This window comes from Paenibacillus montanisoli, assembly GCF_003268025.1.
In the GTDB taxonomy this organism is placed as follows: Bacteria; Bacillota; Bacilli; order Paenibacillales; family Paenibacillaceae; genus Paenibacillus_Z; species Paenibacillus_Z montanisoli.
In genome coordinates this window covers 1-21,715 of sequence record NZ_QLUW01000002.1, presented here as the reverse complement: position 1 = coordinate 21,715, position 21,715 = coordinate 1, and the positions used below count along the sequence as shown (strand labels likewise).

Here is a 21,715-nt window from a genome sequence, read left to right as displayed (position 1 = left end):
AAGGACAACGAAAACGCGATATTTACTATATGTTCCGCGAGCGCCCGGATCTATAATACGGTCAAGACCGGTTTGATGATGAGAGGAGAGCCAGGCATGCTGCATGACCGTTTTGAACAGTTGGATTTGAAGGCGGCGCTTCTGCCGCGGGAGCGGATTCTGCCATTTCCGAAGGCGGAAGACCGCGCAGCTTGGGAGGCGCTGCTTCCGGAAACCCGAAACAGATGGATCGCCTTGGCCGAGACGTATATCGATTACGAGTGGCCGGCCTTGAAGGTCGAGCATTACCGGGATTATTGGCGAAGCGGTGAACTGCATACGCGGACAAGAGCGATATTCGAGCGACGCAGCGTGCTCGGTATTTTGGCGATCGCGGAATGCATCGAAGGGCAAGGGAGATTCATGGATCAAGTCATCAACGGCATATACGTCATCTGCGAAGAAACGACTTGGGTTCCTCCTTTGCATCGTCTGCATGCCAAAGAGAACATGCTGGAATGCATGCCGGATGCATCGGATCATATCGTGGAGCTTGTGACGTGCGCGACGGACGATCTCCTCATTTGGATCCGGTATACGATGCAAACATGGTTGGACGAGGCGAGCGTTCGCATTAACAGGCGAATCGAGAAGGAAGTCCGGGACCGGCTTCTCGATCCCTATTTGAAACGTGACGATTACTGGTGGATGGGCTTCAACGAGGGGATCCGCGTCAACAACTGGAATCCATGGTGCAATAGCAGCGCGCTAATGGGCTTTCTGATGATAGAGGAAGACTCGGAGCGACGTGCGGAAGCGGTGCGCAAGATCATGCGCAGCTTGGATGTGTTCATAGGCACGTACCCATCAGACGGATGCTGCGACGAGGGTCCCGGTTATTGGGGGCCCTCCGGAGGCGGTCTGTATGTTGCGCTCGAGCTGCTGGCAACGGCCACGAACGGTGTAATCGATATTTTCCAAGAACCGCTGATCCAGGACATCGGCAATTACATCTACAAAGCGCATATCCACGGCCGGTACTTCGTGAATTTCGCGGACGGCGACGCGATGCCGCTGATCGGCGGAGACGTGATGTACCGCTATGGCCGAAGCATAGGCGATCCAGACCTGCAGCGTCTTGGCGCCAGCCTGCCGGAGGGAGAACCGGTCATCCATATTTGGTTTGAAATGTACGCGCAGCTGCAGGCGCTGTTCCTGGAGCGCGAGCGTCTTGAGTCCGGGGCTAAGGCTCCTTATGTCCGCGATGCCTGGCTGCCTGCAACGCAAGTGATGGCTGCACGGGAAAGCGAAGGAAGCGAGGAAGGGTTATTTTTGGCCGCGAAAGGCGGTCATAATCTCGAATCCCATAATCATAACGACGTGGGCAGCTTCATCGTGTTCGTCGATGGCTATCCCCTCTTCATCGATCTCGGCACCGAGGAATACAAAGCGCAGACGTTCGGGCCGGACCGGTATGAGCTGTGGTACTTGCAGTCCCAATATCACAATCTGCCGACGGTGCGCGGCGTGCTGCAGCAGAACGGCGGCCAGTTCCGGGCAAAAGATGCCGAGTATGCGAAGTCGCTCGAAGTATCGAGACTTTCCCTCGATATTGCGGATGCGTATCCGGACGCAGCCGGCATTGCTGAATGGAGGCGTTCGTTCATGCTATGCCGCGGGGACGAGCCATACGTCGAGGTGACCGATCAATTTCGGGTGAAGGAAGCAACGAACGCTATATTTTATAGTTTAGTGACGCCTTGCGAGCCGATTCCGGCGGCGGACGGAGCGCTGCGATTCGAATATGCGCCGGACCGATGGGCCGTGCTGACGTTCGACCACGCCGTGCTGGACGCGGTCGTCGAACCGATCGACAAGATGGAGTCGAGGCTGAAGCGGAATTGGGGCGAACGCATGTACCGCATCGTGCTTCACGAACGGATGGCCCTAGAGGCCGGTACCCGAACGATATCGATTAGAAGGGAGCAGAGACGATGACGCAATTGGATCGAAACGAATGGATCGATGATGTCTGGGAACGAACCGCGGCGAAAATAACCCGCAACGCATCCGAAATCGGGGTGAAATTCCCTCATGCATCGCTCAACGGCGCGTACAATTCATGCCCCGCGCATGACTGGGGGGCAGGCTTCTGGCCCGGACTATTATGGTTAGGATACCGTGAGACCGGGGACGAGCTGCTTAGGATGACGGCCGAAGCGTTGGAGGTCAAACTTAGCGTAACGTTGACGTCCTATGATGAGCTCCATCATGACGTTGGTTTCATGTTCAGCTTAAGCAGCGTGGCACAGTATAAATTGACGGAGGACCCGGTTGCCAAAAGGCACGGTCTAATGGCGGCCAATTTGCTGGCAGGCCGGTTCAATATACAGGGAGACTTCATTCGGGCATGGCCCGACTGGAACGGCGAAGACCACAGCGGCTGGGCGATCATCGACTGCATGATGAATTTGCCGCTGCTTTATTGGGCTTCGAATGAACTTGGCGACCCGAGGTATAAACATCTCGCCATGCGGCATGCGGATATGGCGTTGAAGGAGTTTATGCGGCCTGACGGGTCTGTCTATCATATCGTCTGCTTCGATCCCGAGACAGGAGAACGTACCGGCGCGCTGGCAGGACAAGGGCATGCGGCCGAGTCGGCATGGGCACGCGGGACGGCTTGGGCTCTGTATGGGTTTGCGCTCAGCTACGGTTATACGGGAGAAGAGAGATATTTACAAGCCGCGAAACGGACCGCGCATTATTTTGTGTCGCGACTGCCGGAAGACAAGGTGCCCTATTGGGATTTCCTGCTTCCTGATCAAACCGGAATGCCGCGGGATTCGTCTGCCGCCGCGATCGCCGCATCCGGACTGCTTGAGATCGCGTCGCATTGCTCCGGCGCCGACGCTGACTTTTACCGGAGGGCGGGAGCGGAAATCATCCGGTCGCTGGACGAAAAATACGGGGCATGGGATCAGTCGGAGCAGGGGCTGCTGCTGCATGCAACGGGCTATTACGAGAAAAATGCCTATGTCGATGTGCCGATCATCTATGGCGACTATTTCTTTACGGAAGCCGTGTTGAAACTGAAAGGGAGAACGGAATTTTTCTGGTAGGGAGGCCAGCGGATGACAACGGCAATGAGTTCCTTGGTGTTTAACGTGCTTGATTACGGCGCGGTTGGTAACGGCGAAACCCTTGACACGGCGGCGATCAATCAGGCCATCGCGGACTGTCATGAGCTGGGTGGCGGTACCGTATGGCTGCCTTCCGGCACCTACCTGAGCGGTACCGTTTTTATGCGGAGCAACGTGACCTTGCATCTCGATGCCGGTTCGGTGCTTCTCGGAAGCCCGAATATGGAAGATTATCCGAAGCTTCCCTATACGAGCGAATTTCGGAATACGGCGCTCATCGCTTCCATAGGCGCGACGCATATCGCCATTCAGGGCAGCGGGGTCATCGACGGCAACGGCGACTCGTTCGCGCGTTATGATCAGGCGGATCTTCTTCGCGATTTTGATGCGTCGTTCACGCGTCAGGGCAACGATTACTTCCGGGAGAACGATCAAGCGGATGACGGTCCCGTTGACATGAACGAGCGACCCGGAATTCTGATTCTCATCTTGAACGGCATAGACGCACAGGTCAGTCAGGTTCGCATCCGGAATGCGCCGAATTGGTGCCTGCACGTGGCCTGCGCCGACGGCGTGCTGCTTCATGGACTCGATATCCGCAACAGCCTGCTTATTCCGAATTCGGACGGCATCGATGTAAGCCGCAGCCGCAACGTACGCATCAGCGATTGCAATATCGAAGCCGGCGACGACGGGCTAGCCTTCAGTCCATGCGCGGAAGGGTATGGCGGCGGAGGCAACGAAAATGTCGTCGTGCAGAACTGTACGATCAAATCCCGTTCCGCCGGCATTCGGATCGGTTGGGATACGTACGGCTTCCGCAACTTCATGTTCCACAACATCGTGATTCGCGATTCCAACCGCGGCATCGGCCTGTTCCTGCGCGAGAGCGAGTCGATTGAGAACGTCGTGTTCTCCAACATCATGATCGAGACGCGGCTTCACAAAGGCAAATGGTGGGGCAAGGCGGAGCCGATTCATATTTCCGCGGTGAAGGGCTTCCCGCATTCCGGAGAGCCGGGCAGCGTGCGCAACGTGACGTTCACGAACATCACCGTGAAAAGCGAACACGGCATCGTGATCTACGGAAGCGAAGAGTGTTCAATCGAGAACGTGACCTTCGAGCATGTTCGCATGCTTGTAAAAAACGGTCCGCTCCAGGAGTCGTTCGGCGGAAATTTGGATTTCCGTCCAGCGCTGGATGATCGGCTGAAGGTATTCGGCCATGACATCCCGGCACTGTACGCCAAGCATGTGAAAGGCTTGGCGATTCACGGCTTTGACCTCGAATGGTCGGATGATTTGCCTACATTTATGCGGAATGGCCTTGAAATTGAATCGTTTGAGGAGGTTACGATCGATGGCTTCAAGGGGCGTCAGCCTCAGCTTGAGGGGGAAGGCGCGGCAATCCGACTTGCGAACGGGCGGCAGGTAAATATCCGCAACAGCATCGCCAAGGCCGGCACGATCCGCTTCGGCGACTTTGAACAAGTCGAGGAAGCCGGGATGTTCATCGGTAACGATCTTTCGCGTGCCGAGCAGCCTTTAAAGCCGGGAGCGTACGGATTTGCCGTATTCGGCTGCCGGGATGGCGGCAGTTTGGTCTAGCCAGCGGAAAAGAAGCCGCGTTGTCCGCCTACTGGCGGATGACGCGGCTTCAAAACTGTAACGGTCATCCATGTCCGTTAGAAGCCAGTTTTTCCGATTTTGTGTCTCTAACGGACATTTATGTCCGTTAGCTTGAAAAATCAGCATTTTTAGCTCAAAAAATCAGTTTAACGGTCATTTATGTCCGTTAGAAGCCAAATTATCCGATTTTGTATCTCTAACGGTCATCCATGTCCGTAAAATTAAACAATTTAAAGCCGCGTCGTCCCCCTACTGGCGGATGATGCGGCTTTTTGGCGTTATTCGATCAGAAACCCGGCAATTGAAGACAACTCGTTAGCCGTTGTCACAACAAGCTTCCCATCCGGCAATTCGTCCGGCTTCATGGTGCGCACGCGGGAAAGTTTGCCATCAACTACGGCGTATGCGTGAACCTGTTGAAAAGGGCGCTCTAACCGAAGCTCGCCAGCGGAGAATGGAATGCAGACGAATGATGCGGATACCGCTAGATCGGCATCATCTTGAGCGATTAACGCCCAACTTCCCATGAACGTAACTGAACTGGCAACGGCGGCATATTGGATCGGTTCCGTTCGGTTGTTCCGCAGAGCCAGAGCGGTTAATCGCGGGGCTGAATCACCGCCTGACTCATCCGCTGCAGGTGCCTCATCGGACTCCAACCGGCCCCATGACACGAGCTTCGGCTCGCCTTTGCTGCTTCCGAGCTCGGCTTCGAGCCAGAGCGGCTTCCAGCCGCAGGTGCGTCTGCGCCACGTTTGAAGCGCGGTCCACCTGGTTATGTCCGCTTGCGTCATCCGCTTCCCGTCGTTATCGGTTTCGCCAAGCGTCAGCCCGTTTACGCCGACGACGGCCGTATCGAGCAGAATCTCGCTGAGCGTATCCCAATAGTAGCCGGTCGATGTATTTACCGCCATGCCGTGCCTTGCGGCCAGAGAGGACCATAAGCAGCGCTGATTGTGCCCGGCAGCTTCATGCGCGGCGCTGTCTCCGGCGTCGCCGAGATCATCCAGATTGATCAGATCGGACACGCTTCGCATGAGCGGATGAATGCCGTAATAGATGATTGTAATACCTGGGTCAACCGACTTCGCAGCGTCGTAGATGAGCTTCAGCAACGTGAAAGCAAGCCGTTCTCCGCGGTACGCGGGGTTGCGGGGCGCGCAGGCGTCCGGGCCCGGAAACCCGTAGCCGAAGTCCAGCTTCAATGCGGCGGGACGCCAACGTTCCACGATCCGCACAGTCCGCTCGCGAACCAGCTGTCTGGTCCGTTCGGAGCTAGGATCCAGCAGGTAGTGGCCGCGGCTGCCGAAAGGACTTCCCGACCAGCTCCACTGGCGCGGCTCGCCATCCGGTCCGCACAGTAGATCATTCGCGGTCAAGCCTTGCGCCGCAGGATCATCGGTCCAGCCCACGCTTTGCCAAAAGGCGAGCTCATACCCATGATCCCGAATACCTTCAAGATCCGCGTCAAAGTCCGGGAATAGCGCTAGGTTCGGCTCTCCGCTGCCGTTGAACGTCTCCCAGGAGTCATCCAGAATGACCATGTCTGCGGGCGTGGCGGCAGATACCCGTTTTGTAAATTGCTTTAAGTCGTAACGCTTCTCCTTAAAATCTCCCCATGTGCATATGAAGGAGCGAAGATGGCGGGAAGATTTCGGCTCGAAGGGTCCGAAGGAGTCATACAGCGCGGCAAGCGAGTCATAGGCAGAGCCGCCCCAAGCAAGCCGAAGGGGCTCCGTCCAAGAACGTCTGCGCGGGTCAGGCGCACCCCATAAATCCTCGCGATACAAGTAGTGAACGCTGGCCGTAGCGGACTGAAGCTGCAGAGAGAGCGGTGCGTCAGGCACTTCGCCTGGGCCGAAAGCGAGCCAGCCATGTCGGCCGCCCATCGCCGCAGCGTACATCGGTCTTGGAAAAGCTGCGGCATACGGCGTACCCATGGCATCGCCGTAGCTGCCCAGCGGCAACCGCGCGTCCCCCATGTCCCATGCGCGCCAGAACGAATGGGTGGGAGAGGAGCCTGCAGCCGGAACACAGTAACCCTCCGCGGCCCAGTCCGGCCAGAATACGCAATCCGCGCGCGGTGTTCGTCTGCGCTCTTCAGCCGTGAGCAGCCGCGTGCCGAACTGCAAGGACTCAATGCGTATATCCCTGGACCACTCCACTTCAAGCTTCATCACGCGGAATCCCCAAGGTTGCGCATCGCATAGAAGAAGCCCGGTGCCGTATTCGCCTAAATCGAGCGAGATCCGCCATTCACCGTCCGAGCCGAAAGAGATGTTAGCTGCCGCAGCTTTTATATAGAGTTTCGAATCAATCACAAAGGCCGGCAGCAAACTGCCGGTCCACACGGGAGGGAAGTCAGTTTGCCCCGAATCCGTTTCGGTACCGATCGGCGATAAATCTGCCCTATCCTTGTCCAAGTCCCACTCCAGCTTCATGCCGCTGCCTACATGCGTAAGTATTCGATGCTGCACACCATTTGTCATGACGGAAATCATCCCTTCCACGATTCTATGTTTATTATAAAATCGGGCGAAGGAAACGTATGTAGCCGGCATTATGGAAAGGGTGTCCAAAATAGCGATTATCTTTTTTGGTCGGGACGTTCGATATGATGATCGGTTTCATAGAGGGAGGAGCAGAACTCCGTTAAGCTCATGCCCGTTTTCTTTTTGAACATTTTTCCGAAAGCATGGACATCGTTGTAGCCGACTCGCTCCGCGATTTCGCTAAACGAAAGCGGCGTCTGGAGCGCAAGCTCCTTGGCCTTCGTAATGCGGGCCCAAATCAGAAACTGCATGGGTGTGATTCCGAAGGCCTGTCTGAATTCCGCGATGATATAATTCCAAGTCAACCCGCTTAGCCGTTCAATCTCAGGGACGTCGAGCGGTTCAGCGAGATGATTCTCGATTTGATTTTTGATGAGTACCAGACGCGCCAAATTTTTGCGGGATTCTGCCTTCGCGGCACCGGAGCTGCGGGATAGCCCGGACAGAAGGGACAGAAGCAAAGACTGACATTGCATGCGATTCGCAAGACCCGGCTGACGATACAGCGCGACAAGCTCGGCGAATTGATGTTCGATCGCATGGCCCTCGTAGCAGCCCAGCATAGCAGCGCCTTCAAGCAGCTCATCCACCTGAAACGGCATATCGGCAAAATGGAAGACGACGGTTATGGAGATAAAAGGGGCTCCCGGAAGCGACCGAAGCCCATGCATTTCATAGGGCCGATAGAAGAAGACATCGCCTTTGCCGACCTGGTAAACCGTGCCTTCGGCCGTAAATTCGCCTCTGCCGTCAATGACATAATTCAGAGCATATTGCTTGAGCTGCCGGTCAGCGAATCCCCAGTCCGATGGCGCGTGAAAGATGTGGGCAAGCGTGATATAAGGAGGAAACCGGAAGTCATGCAGGGCCTCCAGTGTCTCCTTCGGATGCAAGGCTGCTAAATCAGGTTCCCTCATAAGCTCGACCCTCTCCTTCATAGAAGTCATTTCCTTCATTATAAACGTTACCGCTGCGACCCGGTATTAGAATAAGATGTGTTGTATAGGTTAATGGTTATTTGAGGAAAATAAAACGAAAGGAGGTCAAGTATGTGGCTTTTATTTGTAACTGTTATCGTATTTAATGTGTTATTCATATTTATGCCGAAAAGGCTGACGTCCATCGAGTTTTTTTCTACTTGTATGTTTGCTATGGTTTTACAACAAATTGTCGATCTTGCGTTCGACTTGAAACTTGATTGGTATGGTTATTTCGCCCCAGGGGTACAGTGGTGGTACTTCCTAGTCATCGTAGGTATATACCCTGCAGTAAACGCTATTTTTCTAAATTACTATCAGTGGATGAAAAGTAGAGCCATGAAATGCTGGTACATTGGGGGATGGTCTGTTTTCGCTGTTGTTTACGAGTGGTTAGCCGTTAAAGCCGGGTACTTTTACCACCATGAATGGAAGCTTTGGCTTTCTGCTATTATGTATCCACCCTTATATTTAATCCTGTTGTGGGTATTGAAACTCGTTCGAAAGCTGGTTCATAACAGCGTTCCGGTTGCATGATTGGAAAATGGACCCCCGCAGCTAACGCCACCAATGTCCGATTGAAGTCCGCGAAGCCGCGGGCTTTTTTAGTTATCAATTCCGATTCATTGTTTACACAAATACAATCTAGATTTTATAAATTCCACAAAGTCCTTCTGTATACTTGAATTGCTTGAAAAGCGACTCATATGGACTAAGGTGGTAGTTTACATGTTAAAAAAACATGATTTGCATGAATGCCATTCTCTGCACAAATTAATGATGGATCCTGCAGTTTTTCCTTACGTCCGTTACAAGTGCCAATCGTATGAAGAATATTTATTCCTAACCAAACAGTTGGTCGTTGCAGAATTACAGGGAACCTGTATCTCTAGGACGATTTTGAACGAGATGGGACAACCTATCGGTACCATTCATCTGTATGATATAGAAAATAAAACGGGCTTTTTAGCTACTTGGATTGGTGCTCCTTATTTTGGAAAAGGTTATAACCGACGAGCGAAGGAACTCTTTTTTACGGAATTGTTTCTTGAACATCAGATCGAAACGGTATTTTTGAAAATACGAAAACAAAATATCCGATCGAAGAAAGCGGTTGAGAAACTGCCGTACGCGAAATTAGCAAATGATTTGAACAGGCAATTGTATCAGTCGATCAATCACTCGGAACAGATCTATGATTTGTATCAAGTGGAGCGGTTCAACTTTTTAGAAAGCAGTACAGTCATGCAGCATGAGGTTGCTACTTAAAAACTGTTCAAAAAGAGGAATAAGCAAGAAACAGAAAGGATGATTTGAGGTGAATCGTTCAAATAATTCATTGAAATTTTCCGGATGGATGTCGATAATCGGCGGCATTTTGCTTGGAGCAGCACACTCGATTGATTATTTTGCAAGTCAAGAGACTCTTTCAGGGAAGGGTATTGTATTTCTTGCTCATATTGTTCTTGTTTTTGCTTTTTTCGGGATACATGCGGCTCAGGCTGATAAAAATCGAGTATTAGGCACATTAGGGCTGATTCTTGGGGTGATCGGTTCAATGATCGTGACCGCCATTATATTTGTAGAGATGGCTTCGGTTACAGGTGTCCAAACGAAACAAGTATTGACCGCTTCTCTAAACGGTCCTATACAATCCTATGGACCACTGTTGTTTGTTCTTGGAATGATTCTTGTCAGCCTGTCCATATTGAGAAATAAAGTTCTTTCCTATTGGGGAGCGGCACTGCTACTGGTGGGAACCGTTATTTTTGCTTTAGGAACGATTGCCGGCAGTGGGGAGCTGCTTATAACCATGATCGGTTCTATTTTTAAGGGGATCGGGTTTATTGTTTTAGGATACCAAATTGGTCTGACGGCGACTCATCAACAAGACAATTCCGCTTCGTTGAACTAATGGGCGATCGCTCTAGGAGCCCATTTTCCAATTTGGGCGGCGACGAGTGAAACTTATTTACAATCCAGATCGTCTTTGGGGCATCACGATTTCAAGGATGGTGTTTTATGAAAAAACTTGCATGGCTCGTGGCCGCCGTCATCCTGCTTGCTGCACTCAGCGCTTGTACATCAGATCCAGATGGGAGCATGGAAACGACAACTGGTACGACGCCGTCAGAATCCGCCGCAACGAATTCTTCTGTAACGAATGGCGATCCGCAGACAGATGAGACGGCTGGAACACCGGATCCGTGGAAGAACCTGCCGGCGACGAAGACCGATACGATCGAGCTGGAAGGCATGAAGGAATCCTTCGAATTCACGTTGCATGAAAGTGCGGCATTGGGATTCTCGACGTATATCGCGAACGACTTACTTGCAGAAGAGGCTAGCTCCGGCGAGGGGGACGCGATGCTCGTCTATGCGAATTTCGCCGGGCAGAAGAACGAGGACGCAAAGGTGCATATTTTCACCGGAACGATCACGACGATCGAAGAACAAAAGGCGTTCGCAGAGCAAGTCGTGAAGAACAGCGGTTTTGAGATCAGAGAGCGGACTGAGCCGAGCCGAAACCGTTTTGAATGGTCGGAGAGCGAGTTCGATATTGCCGGCAAAAGCGGAAGCGGAGAGACCATTTTGGGAACCGTCTCGATATTCCAACACGGTGGCCGTGTCTACCATGCGATCGTTCAGTATCCGGTAGAATATGAAGAGGGATTCATCCCGCGCATCGTCAAAATGTTCGAAGACATCGTATGGCACCAGGCATAGATTTGAGTTGTTTCAGGAAAAGACTTGATTGCATGTTGCGATCAAGTCTTTTTATTTTTGTTTATGGGCAACATTGCCTGACCTTATCGATATCGATTGGGCGATTGGGATTGTTTCTTGTTTGCCTTTACTGGCCGGAGTTCTTGCCGGTCTTAGAATGTAGGAAACTTTGGTGAGAGCAGAAAATTGAACATTCACATTAAAAAGCAGCGATTTCGCTGCTTTTTAACGTTTTATTTCGAATCAAACCATCCAGGATCAGTATCTGTTATTGGGATTTAGGTCGACCCTGTTAGGCAGAGCCTTATATCTACACCTTAGTTTTTTCAGGGCTTTTTACAAAATATTAGTTTCCAAGTTGCACCGATTTAACATATCTCCTCTACACTTCAATTGAATGAACCCTGAGAGGAGAGAACTGATGTGGACAAGGATCAAGATTTGAAAGCATTGGAAAAGCTATTGGATTCCAGCCGTCTGAATTTGAAGGAAATGGACCGCCTCGAATTTCTTCGTCTGTCCGGAAAGGCAGCGGTACTTTCGCTAGGTTTGACCATTGCAAGCACCCTGAAGGGCGGCAAGCCAACTTTTGCGGAGGAATCCAACCCCTTCAACCACCAATCATACCCGTTTACGCTAGGGGTTGCCTCCGGAGATCCACTGCCGGATGGCGTTGTTTTGTGGACAAGACTGGCACCGGATCCGCTAAACGGCGGGGGCATGCCCCATTATGACGTTCCGGTAAAATGGGAGATGGCGCTTGATGCAGACTTCAATAAGATCGTAAAACACGGCGTTGAGTTTGCAAGAAACCAGTTGGGACATTCGGTACACGTGGAGGTCGAAGGCCTGCAGCCGAATACCGTTTATTACTATCGATTTAGAACCGGTCCGGAGACCAGTCCCGTAGGCCGAACAAAGACGCTGCCTCCTTTTGCAAGCGATGTAGCTAAGATGTCGTTTGCTTTCGTTTCCTGCCAGAACTGGCAAGCCGGATATTATACCGCATACGAGCACTTGGCCAAAGAAGATCTTGACTTGGTATTCCACTTGGGGGATTACATCTACGAGGGCGGCGTCGACACCTCAGCCGTTCGTCAGCATAACAGCCCGAAAATCCTAACATTGGAGGATTACCGCAACCGTCATGCCCTCTACCGCAGCGACGTTCATCTGCAAGCGGCCCACGCGGCTTTTCCTTGGGCCGTTACGATGGACGATCATGAAGTGGAAAACAACTATGCGGGCCTGCATCCGGATCAAAAGCATACGTTGGAAGAGTTTATTAAGCAGCGTGCTGCCGGCTACCAGGCTTATTACGAGCATATGCCGCTCCGCCGTTCTTCCTTGCCGTATGGGGCCAATATGCAGTTGTACAGAAGACTGAACTACGGCAACTTGGTTGACTTTCATATTCTGGACACTAGGCAGTACCGCGATGATCAAGCAAACGGGGATGGAAAAAAACCGCCTACTCCGGAATCCATGGATCCGTCTCGTTCCCTTATGGGGGCGGAGCAAGAGCGCTGGCTGCTGGACGGGCTGGGCCAATCCAGAGCACGTTGGAATGTGCTTGCGCAGCAGGTCTTCTTTGCCGTCCGGGATTTTAAGAGCGGAGTCGGCGAGCAGCTCAGTATGGATGCGTGGGATGGCTATCCGGCCAACCGGGACCGAATTCTGAACTTCATTCAAGAACGGAACCTCTCCAATTTCGTTGTCATCACCGGAGATGTGCATAACAGCTGGGCGAATGAGCTGAAAGCGGATTTTAAAAATCCGAATTCGGCAAATATCGGCGTTGAGTTTGTTGGAACCTCGATTTCGTCAGGAGGTGACGGCTCGGATAGCGGAAACGCCGCGGTTTTGGCGGAAAACCCGCATATTAAGTTTTATAACAACTACCGCGGTTATGTACGATGCACCGTCACGCCGGATCATTGGCAGGCCGATTACCGCGTTGTTCCTTATATCACTCGTCCGGGTGCCCACGTTGCGACTAGAGCTTCTTTTGTCGTGGAGAACGGAAAACAGGAACTGAATAAAATCTATGATGCTCCCATTACCGTAACATCAGTATAAGGCACTTGGCACAGGTCAGGACATGCGGCTACGACTGGGTGGTCATGGTCGAGCGTCTGTGATGTCGGTTATCACATTCCTTTATTCCGCCACAATGTTATGCGGGGAATGAACCTTCCAACCCTTATAATGGGACTATTGGAAGGAGTGGTGTTGACTATGTGGAAAGGTGCAGCGGCTGTTTGTATTAATGAGGAGAACAAGCTGCTCATGGTTTTGCAAGGGAAGCCGGAGGAGGAGAAGCGCTGGTCGGTTCCGTCAGGCGGCATGGAGGAAGGAGAATCATTGGAGCAGTGCTGCTTCCGGGAGTCTTGGGAGGAAACCGGCTACAAGGTTGCCGTTGGCAAGCAGATTCATGTGAAAAGCGGCGAATCTTATGGCATCAAGTACACGGTCCACTACTTTGCTTGCGATGTTATCGGCGGAGAACCGGCTTTTCAGGACCCGGATGGGTTGATCCACGACATTGCCTGGAAATCCGCTGACGAATTAAGAGCATTGCCGCTTAGCTTTCCGGAGGATTTGCCGTTTCTATTGAACGTACTTTCTGCGAGTCAATCGAGTGAACAGATGTAGCGATGATCAGGTTAATCCGCAGAAATTGCATTCGTATAAAGCCCCACAAACTGCAGAATCGCAGTTTTGTGGGGCTTTTGATTTCTCTTAAAATCTCTAACGTTCGTCGAACAGATGTTTATTGCCTGTACCCTGGCTAGCAATCGCGAGATCCACATGACCCGACTAAGGAATATTATCCCTATTTTTCTCAAATTATAAGACGTATGGTTCGAGTATAATTCGCAGGGTGCTGGTCATGACAACATTTACAACCTCGATGAACGATAATAAGCAAGCGTTGAAGTCGATGTTTAATCAAGCGGATGATTTAAAGTGGCATGAATTCGATTTTGGCGGCAGAAGATGTCAGCTCTGTTTTTTGGCAACGACTGTCGATAAGAAGACGCTGCATAAGAACCTGCTCGCTCCTCTGCTTCAAGCGGAAGATAAGGCAGATCTGCTTCAGGCGATTCCCATAACGGGAATCGAGCGGAAAGAGGTTCTTACCGATGCCGCGGCCTCGTTGGTCAAAGGCAATGCCATCATTTTGCTGGAAGGGGACACTTGCGCATACGCGGTTCCCGTTCCGTTTAACGAGGACAAAACGCCGGATGAGCCGCAGAATGAAAAGAGCGTTACAGGCGGTCATATCGGATTTGTCGAATCGCTGGAAACCAATATTGCCTTGATTCGCAAATACATTGTGAACGATAAACTGGCCGTCAGATACTCGGATTTCGGTCAATTTAAACATACGCAAGGCGGTCTGCTGTACTTGGAGCATGCGGCAGATTCGCAAACGGTAAGCCGGATCGCCAGCCTGTTGGCCGATATCAAGGACACTGACTTGAATACCGTCCAGCAGATTAGCCGCATGTTCATGGAGAAGCGCTATTCGCCGTTTCCGCAGATCATGATTACGGAACGGTTGGATCGCGTTCTTTATCATTTAGGGAAGGGAAAGGCTGTCATCATCCTTAACGGCAGTCCTTCCGCCGCGATACTGCCGGTTTCGTTCTTCAATTTTTTCGAGTCTACCGAAGATTTCATGAACAATATCTATATCGGCAACTTTTTTTACCATTTACGGGTATTGGGATTTTTGATTTCGATCATGCTGCCTGCCTTATATATATCGGTGGTGGCATTTCATTCGGATATTTTACCTGCCAGCGTGCTTTACAACTTCAAATTAGGCACGGAGTTTGTCCCATTCCATCCTCTTGTCGAGGCCATATTGATGCAAGTGATACTTGAGCTTCTTCGCGAAGCGGCCATTCGCCTTCCGACCAGCATAGCCAGCACGATCGGTGTCGTAGGAGGCCTTGTCATCGGAAACGCAATCGTCGAGGTTAATTTCGTTTCGATGCCGATGATTATCGTAATTGCGATTACAGCTCTTGCCTCCTTTTGCATCCCGATCGCAGAAATGAGCAGCATCTCCCGGTTGATGGGGTTCACCTTCATGCTGGCGGCGACGCTAACGGGCTTCCTTGGGGTGTCACTGGTTTTTATCATCATGCTCATTCATTTATGCGCGATCGAAGTGCTGGGCGTGCCTTACTTTACGTTGAAAGATATCTTGCACCTACCGGGACTGGAGCAGTATCAGAAGCTGAAATCCACCTCAAAAACACGGAAGCTGAACACTCGCAAAAGAAAGGGTGGCCGATTTGGATAAGGCGGGCAAAATATCGAATATCCAATTTTTTTTCATGGTCTTCGCGGCACAGCTCAATCTCGGTATATATGCCATGCCGTCACCGCTGTTTACGGCAGCCAAAGGCTCCGCATGGTTGGCCGTTATCGTAGCATGGGGAGCAGCATCGGCTTGCGCGATCATTATGTATATGCTCGCCAGACAATTCCCCGGACAGTCGATCTACGAATACAGCAGTATACTGACTGGAAGGACATTCGGCACATTCCTGACGATATGCTACGTCATCTATTTTTTGACATTCGGCGGTTGGATGCTCTGGTCACTGTGCGAAGTGCTGAAATCCTGGATGTTCTTATGGACGCCCAAGTGGTTTCTATCCCTTTGCATCGGCATAACATGCTATTTGCTGGGGGAGAAATCCATCTCGGCCATCGCCCGTGTTTGTTCCATTGTCACGTGTTTTTCCGTCTTGATCTTCCTTATCTTTCTACTGCTCTCGTTCAAAGATTACATGCGCTACGGGATTGAACCGTTGCGTTTTATGCCGTTTATTCAATCGGATGTCCGTGATCTCGCTAAAGCCATTCAAACCGCGTTCATCCATATGCTCGGCTTTCAGATCATAATGATTATTTTTCCGTTCGTAAAACCAAGCAAAAGCAACGCATTCAAAGCGCTCATGCTCAGTCTGCTCGGCACGGCTATAATTTTCATGCTCGTTATTTGTTCGATCACCTTATGTTTAAGCAAGCTTGAAGTAACGCTCATGGAATACCCATGGCTGTATATCCTGCAGGGTACAGCTTTGCAAACGGTGAACCGATTAGACCAGTTGTTTATCCCGATATGGCTGAGCGTAGTCATCGTTTCCATTTCACTTCAAATTTATATCTCCTCCCAAGGTTTGAAAATTCTCTTTCGCCTTCAAAGCCACCGGAAACCTGCGTTGTGGGCAGCAGTCTTGATCGCCTTGACGGTCACTCTGCCGATCAGTCACGACACATTGAAGACGTTTAATCGGTATCTGGCTTGGACTTCCTATGCTTTAGTAATAGGTTTTCCGCTTCTCCTTCTCATGCTGTCGAAGATTAAGGCGAGTTCTATTGCGGAGGCAGGGCGATGAGCCGGCTTCGCGTGCTTTTCCTGATAGTAACCATGATCTTTCTTTCAGGCTGCTGGGATCAACAGCTTCTGAGAGATAAATTGATGATTAGCGGGGTTTCAATCGATCAGAATGAAGAAGGCAAATTGATAGTGGGCGTTTCATCCATCGACGTGACCGGAAAAGGCGGCGGACAATTCGAAATCAATTCACGCATTTTTACGGCGAATAGCGGGAATCTCGTAAGGGCAGGAGAGCTTATGTCCTATCAAGGAACAGGAAGTATAGAATTGAGCAAAACATCTTTGCTGCTTATTGGGGAACAAGTCGCATCGCACGATATTTACCCGCTGTTCGACGTACATTATCGAAACGTGAACACCAATATGGGGGCGAGAGTTGCCGTTGTAAAAGGATCGGCACTGCAAGCTCTAACCAAAAATGCCAAACAGGCCAAGAAACTGACGGGCAGCCTTGTCCGATTAATAACCATGGAGGAACGGAAAAAGGGATTGCCTGCTGAAAACGTAAGATCACTTCTTACGGAAATGACAGGACCGGAACAGGATTTTATATTGCCTTATATGGAGCAATCCGGCGGCAAACTGCAGATCGGGGGCGCAGCCTTGTTTCATAACAGAGCTTATTCAGGCATTAAGCTTACGATGAATCAAATGGATGTCCTTTCCATGCTGCAAGGAAAACGAACGCAAGGCATTACGTATGATATTCAATTGCCCAGCCGCGAAACCGGAACGATCAGAATGGCCTCTTTGGTTGTAAAAGACACGCATATTGACAAAAACATTCATGTCAGCGGCAAGCGCATTACGGTTGACCTTCACCTTCGCGCGCAAGCGGATTTGGTTGAATATCCCAATTTGATCCATTTTACGGATACGACCTATGCGGAGTTGCGCCGGTTAACTTCCGAGCAGCTGTTAGAAGACATCAAGAAGGTGATTACAGCGATACAGAAGGCGAATTGCGATGCGCTCGATCTAGCCGAGCATATCGTAGCCTTTTATCCGGGTTTATGGAGCAGCATCAAGTGGGATACGGTCTACCCGAATATCCAGATGAATCCGTCAGTAGACGTTAAGGTTGAAAGCAACGGAGTTCTTAAATGAGCACGCAAGCCGCATCGAATCGATTCGGCTTGTTTAGTTGTATTCATGTTCGAACGATGCACGAATGAATGGAGCGGATTGGTCGGACAAACACGCAGCAAATTATTTATCTGACTTCAAAGGCTAAACGGCAGCCTTTTGAACTGGAGGAGAAGAGGTTGAGACCGTGTACTCTCGCATTGCAAGCAAAGCTACGCGTTCATGGCGCATGATGTTTTACTAGCAAGCATGCTATAATAAGTACGCCAAACACATATTTTGCGCACTTTCGTTTTTAACAGACTTTCTTTTATTCATAATCCATTAGGATTTAAAGATTGAGGTGATCGATTCATGCTGAACAGCTGCGAACTGGAAGAACTATACAAGACAGAACTGAAAGCCTTTAAGCTCTGGATGAAGCAAGCCGGATACACATCATCGACTCAAAAGGAATACCTAAGAGAAGCAAGTGCCTATTTGCAATCCCTTAGTGGCATCGATGTCCAAGAGGCAGGGAAATTGAATGTGATCGAGTTTCTGGTCGCCAAGCAAGAGAATACCAATGACCGTACCCGGAACCGCACGCTGTCAGCAATACGATCCTTTTATGCCGCGTTAATTGACTTCGAACTGTCCTCGCGGAATCCGGCGACCGAAGTAAAGAAATCCAAGACGGAGAAAAACAAGAAGCCGGTCTATTTGGAGGAGGAGGACCTCGTCAGAACCCTTGCGTTTGTTGACGGCCGCTATCGAAACCGGAATCTGGCGATATTTTTGCTAATGAGCTATTGCGGTCTGCGAGTCGGCGAAGTACATCGCTTGAACTTAAACGATCTCAGAAAAACGAGAAGGACGATCGAGGTGTTCGGTAAAGGGAGAAAGTGGAATGAGATACCCGTGCCTGATGTCTTGATGTCGGTTCTAGTCGAAGTCGAACGGGAGAGGATCGTTCCCTACCGGGAAAAGGAAGAGGCTTTCTTCGTTTCCCAGAAAGGGAAGCGGCTGTCGATTCGTCAAATTCAGAAAATCGCAGAGCAAACCTTCGCCGCCTTCAAAACGGAACATCCGGAGCTCAGCGATATGAGGCTGTCTTGCCACAAGCTCAGGCATACGTTTGCCACGATGCTGCTTCGAAACGGCGTAGATATCCGGGTTGTCAAAGAACTGCTTGGCCATTCGTCCATTGAAACGACGATGATTTATACGCATGTGAACGACGATCAAAAGAAACAAGCGATGTCGACGATCAAGATACCGGCTCTGGTGTGATTTACCAATGGCTTAGGTGCATCGTGTCCGTCGCGCGACCGATCCATTGTCGTATAATATCAGCTAGAATGGATGTACTTATCAATTCAACTTTGGCAAAGATAAATTCATGCTTCGAAAGTTGAGTTAAACCACGGAAAGGGGGTGAATCTCATTGTTTGAGCTTCATGATGCGCTTCTCTATGTGATGTCGATCTGTACGCTTGTCTCGTTGGCTTATTTATGCTTGGTCTGGATTCCGTCCGAAGCAGTCGCTATGAGGCGGACGCATGTTCGCGAAGCCGATAACCTAATACCGGCAAACAACCAAACATCCGGTATGCACGAACCGCGGAGCCGCCGCCTAACGCGGCAGACGAAACGCAAAGAAGCGCCTGACGATGATTCATCCCCGTGCATGTCCCTGTTGATGAACTAAGCATTTAATCAACAGGGAGGATTTTATTAACCATGCTAAATATGTACGCTCAAGTTGGAGTATTTCATCAATATGTTGTCTCGCCGTTTTCTTGGCTGATCGATCATTTCGCAGCGTGGTTCGGCGGCAGTTTCGGGCTGGCGTTGATCGCGATCACGATCCTAGTACGTCTGGCGCTTATGCCTTTCATGATCAAGCAATATAAGCAGCAGCAGCTCATGAGAATCAAAATGACGGCCATGCAGCCTGAGATTAATGCCATTAAAGAAAAATACGCGAACAGTAACGATCCCGATAAACAGCGTAAACTGACGGAAGAAACGATGGCGGTGTACAGCAAGCACAAGTATAATCCGCTAAATCTGGGATGCTTGCCGATGCTACTGCAGATCCCGCTGCTAACCGGCTTATATTACGCGATTCGATCTAACCCGGAAATGTCCAGCCACAATTTTCTTTGGTTCCAGTTGGGCACCTCGGATCTGATTCTTCCGTTTCTGGCCGCAGGCGTTTATCTGATTCAAGCCCTGATTGCCAAATCCTCGATGCCGCAAACGGAAAGCACGAAGGGGATGGGCTGGATTATGTACCTGTCGCCGGTCATGATGGGCATTTTCTCCTTCACGTCGCCTGCTGCGCTGCCGCTATATTGGTGCATAGGCGGATTGATACTAATCGGGCAATCTTTGCTTTCTAAATGGATGTACCCGCAGGAGCGGATCGCCGCTTTAAGTGAATCCGTAAGTCCATCGAGTTAACCTTGCGAAAATGTTGCGTGCGATGGGCAATACCCATAACGGCACGGGGCCGACAAAAATAAACAAATGGATCGAACAAAACCCACCATAGCTGGTGGGTTTTTACTTGGTTATTGAGCTGTTGAACTTAGATTTCTCATTTCACGGGAGCCGTGTAGCGCTTAGGAAGCTTAAAACCGCGCTGCTCCATGACATTACGCAGACGGTCCGGGTAATCGGTTATGATCCCGTCCACGCCGTCGTCGATAAGCTTTGTCATGGTAGGCTCGTCATCGATCGTCCATGGTACGACCTTCATGCCAAGCTTGTGCGCATCATTTACCATGCTCTTCGTCACGTAAGGCACGTAGTTCTCTTGTGTGACTTTTCCGTCCTGCGGGAAACCATGCACGGGGGAGATGGCGTCCGCTCCAAAAGAATGGGCGGCGGCTACGAGATCGCCACCGAAGTCGTCTATATCAATGCCGCCGAGCCACGGAGAGGCGCCCGGTTGTCCCGGTTGGAGAAACTGTGGACCATTGGTCAGTGCGACGATGGGCAAGCTCGGTTCAACCTCGCGCATGCGCATGAGTGCGCCCCAGTCGAAGCTTTGGATCGACACCCGGTCGAGCATATCGGCTTTACGAACCTCGCGGGCGACGATTTGCACGAACTCTTCACGGGGGGCAGTCTGTTCCGGTGCGCCGGCTTCGACTTTGGTCTCAATGTTCATCCAGACCTTCTTCGCATTATAGAGTTTGACTAGGTCAAACACCTCGCTAAGTAATGGCATCTTTGCGTCGGGGCTCGGACGTTGTCCTGGGAATTGCGGCAAAGTCTGCGTGCCAACATCGAGCGTTCGTATCTGGGCGAGGGTAAGGTCCTTAATGTACTTACCAACGTAAGGATACTCTGGGTCACCAGGGAACGCCGGTCCCGTATCCCGGACTTTGGAGGCTGAGATCTTGCGGTCGTGCGTGATAACAGCATAGTGGTCTTCGGTGATCTGCACGTCAAGCTCAAGCGTACTTACACCGACTTCGAGGGCGTGTGAGAACGATGCGATCGTTGATTCTACGGTGAGTCCGAGTCCGCCGCGGTGCGCTTGCAGGTCGAACTCTTTAGGACCGAAGCTCTTTAGCTGTGAATCGTTCTCTGAGGCAAAAGCGGGTAGTGCTGAACACATCATAAGGGCAGCTGCGGTTGCTAATACTGTCTTTTTTCTAATCATTAACTCCACTCCTTTTAAAATCTATTACTTTGTCATCATAGATAGGCAATGTAAACTCCCGATCAATTTGATGTTGAGAAACTTTTAAGGATATGAAATGGTTAAATACGCCTCTAACATTTTGGAAAATTTTAATAGTAGATTCATCGATAAGCTGTATGCTATTATGTAATTCCGCCGCTGAGAGCAACGCGAAGCTGTGGTCGAAACGAAAAACAAGTTTAAAAATAATGCTTGCAATTCGGTTTCGAACTATGATATATTCTAATTCCGGCCGCAAGCCGGATGGGAAAAATAACTGAATTTGTTCCTTGAAAACTGAACAATGAGCGACCTGTCAAAAGGTTTAAAAATGAAGCAAGTCAGCGATGAGCTAACAAGCCATCCCTGAAAATGGGCGAGCTTTGCTCGGCCACTTTTATGGAGAGTTTGATCCTGGCTCAGGACGAACGCTGGCGGCGTGCCTAATACATGCAAGTCGAGCGGATCTTCCCTTCGGGGAAGGTTAGCGGCGGACGGGTGAGTAACACGTAGGCAAC

At 50.7% G+C, this 21,715-nt stretch carries 18 protein-coding genes and 1 rRNA gene; 16 read left to right on the top strand and 3 right to left on the bottom strand.

Features of this window, described 5'->3' with window-relative positions:
• The first annotated feature begins 96 nt into the window (after positions 1–96).
• From DL346_RS09300 to DL346_RS09290, 3 genes are read left to right on the top strand one after another with little or no spacing between them, the layout of a single operon-like run.
• Positions 97–1,977, top strand: a complete 1,881-nt coding sequence (locus tag DL346_RS09300; RefSeq protein ID WP_165822440.1) for a heparinase II/III domain-containing protein — start codon at positions 97–99, stop codon at positions 1,975–1,977.
• Positions 1,974–3,101: a glycoside hydrolase family 88 protein gene (locus DL346_RS09295; RefSeq protein WP_112881871.1), complete on the top strand. Its 1,128-nt coding sequence runs from the start codon at positions 1,974–1,976 to the stop codon at positions 3,099–3,101. Before DL346_RS09300 ends, DL346_RS09295 begins: the two co-directional genes overlap by 4 nt.
• 12 nt (positions 3,102–3,113) lie before the next feature.
• A complete protein-coding gene (locus DL346_RS09290) occupies positions 3,114–4,730 on the top strand; it encodes a glycoside hydrolase family 28 protein (protein WP_112881870.1) in 1,617 nt (538 codons plus the stop codon).
• 299 nt (positions 4,731–5,029) lie between these two features.
• Here DL346_RS09290 and DL346_RS09285 read toward each other — a convergent pair whose 3' ends face one another.
• Positions 5,030–7,240: an alpha-amylase family protein gene (locus tag DL346_RS09285; RefSeq protein WP_133257504.1), complete on the bottom strand. Its 2,211-nt coding sequence runs from the start codon at positions 7,238–7,240 to the stop codon at positions 5,030–5,032.
• Between the two features lie 98 nt (positions 7,241–7,338).
• Positions 7,339–8,220: a helix-turn-helix transcriptional regulator gene (locus tag DL346_RS09280; RefSeq protein WP_165822439.1), complete on the bottom strand. Its 882-nt coding sequence runs from the start codon at positions 8,218–8,220 to the stop codon at positions 7,339–7,341.
• Between the two features lie 132 nt (positions 8,221–8,352).
• On the opposite strand from DL346_RS09280, the gene DL346_RS09275 reads away from it, so the two are divergent.
• The 12 genes from DL346_RS09275 to yidC all read left to right on the top strand — a co-directional run bounded on the left by DL346_RS09275 (position 8,353) and on the right by yidC (position 19,966).
• A complete protein-coding gene (locus DL346_RS09275) occupies positions 8,353–8,817 on the top strand; it encodes a CBO0543 family protein (protein WP_112881867.1) in 465 nt (154 codons plus the stop codon).
• 192 nt (positions 8,818–9,009) lie between these two features.
• The gene (locus DL346_RS09270; RefSeq protein ID WP_112881866.1) at positions 9,010–9,549 is read left to right on the top strand and encodes a GNAT family N-acetyltransferase; all 540 of its coding nucleotides are present in this window, start codon (positions 9,010–9,012) and stop codon (positions 9,547–9,549) included.
• 49 nt (positions 9,550–9,598) lie between these two features.
• Complete coding sequence (locus DL346_RS09265) at positions 9,599–10,195, top strand: hypothetical protein (protein ID WP_240633106.1); 597 nt, start codon at positions 9,599–9,601, stop codon at positions 10,193–10,195.
• A gap of 107 nt (positions 10,196–10,302) precedes the next feature.
• On the top strand, positions 10,303–11,007 hold the full coding sequence (locus tag DL346_RS09260; protein ID WP_112881865.1) for a hypothetical protein: 705 nt from the start codon (positions 10,303–10,305) through the stop codon (positions 11,005–11,007).
• Between the two features lie 423 nt (positions 11,008–11,430).
• Positions 11,431–13,086 carry an alkaline phosphatase D family protein gene (locus tag DL346_RS09255; RefSeq protein WP_420849541.1) on the top strand — a complete coding sequence of 552 codons (1,656 nt, stop codon included), beginning with the start codon at positions 11,431–11,433 and terminating at the stop codon, positions 13,084–13,086.
• A 153-nt stretch (positions 13,087–13,239) separates the two neighbouring features.
• Positions 13,240–13,662, top strand: coding sequence for an NUDIX hydrolase (locus DL346_RS09250; RefSeq protein WP_420849540.1), 423 nt, complete (start codon positions 13,240–13,242; stop codon positions 13,660–13,662).
• A 238-nt stretch (positions 13,663–13,900) separates the two neighbouring features.
• On the top strand, positions 13,901–15,325 hold the full coding sequence (locus DL346_RS09245; protein ID WP_112881863.1) for a spore germination protein: 1,425 nt from the start codon (positions 13,901–13,903) through the stop codon (positions 15,323–15,325).
• Positions 15,318–16,430: a GerAB/ArcD/ProY family transporter gene (locus DL346_RS09240; RefSeq protein WP_112881862.1), complete on the top strand. Its 1,113-nt coding sequence runs from the start codon at positions 15,318–15,320 to the stop codon at positions 16,428–16,430. Before DL346_RS09245 ends, DL346_RS09240 begins: the two co-directional genes overlap by 8 nt.
• The gene (locus tag DL346_RS09235; RefSeq protein WP_112881861.1) at positions 16,427–17,539 is read left to right on the top strand and encodes a Ger(x)C family spore germination protein; all 1,113 of its coding nucleotides are present in this window, start codon (positions 16,427–16,429) and stop codon (positions 17,537–17,539) included. The genes DL346_RS09240 and DL346_RS09235 overlap by 4 nt, the downstream gene beginning before the upstream one ends.
• A 333-nt stretch (positions 17,540–17,872) precedes the next feature.
• Positions 17,873–18,790 carry a tyrosine-type recombinase/integrase gene (locus DL346_RS09230; protein ID WP_112881860.1) on the top strand — a complete coding sequence of 306 codons (918 nt, stop codon included), beginning with the start codon at positions 17,873–17,875 and terminating at the stop codon, positions 18,788–18,790.
• A gap of 154 nt (positions 18,791–18,944) precedes the next feature.
• Positions 18,945–19,208 carry a hypothetical protein gene (locus tag DL346_RS09225; RefSeq protein WP_112881859.1) on the top strand — a complete coding sequence of 88 codons (264 nt, stop codon included), beginning with the start codon at positions 18,945–18,947 and terminating at the stop codon, positions 19,206–19,208.
• A gap of 32 nt (positions 19,209–19,240) precedes the next feature.
• Complete coding sequence (gene yidC, locus DL346_RS09220; RefSeq protein ID WP_112881858.1) at positions 19,241–19,966, top strand: membrane protein insertase YidC; 726 nt, start codon at positions 19,241–19,243, stop codon at positions 19,964–19,966.
• Between the two features lie 136 nt (positions 19,967–20,102).
• Here the strand turns inward: yidC and DL346_RS09215 are convergent, their stop codons facing one another.
• A complete protein-coding gene (locus DL346_RS09215) occupies positions 20,103–21,176 on the bottom strand; it encodes a glycerophosphodiester phosphodiesterase family protein (RefSeq protein WP_112881857.1) in 1,074 nt (357 codons plus the stop codon).
• Positions 21,177–21,593: 417 nt separating this feature from the next.
• On the opposite strand from DL346_RS09215, the gene DL346_RS09210 reads away from it, so the two are divergent.
• Positions 21,594–21,715, top strand: a 16S ribosomal RNA gene (locus DL346_RS09210); the annotation flags it as partial.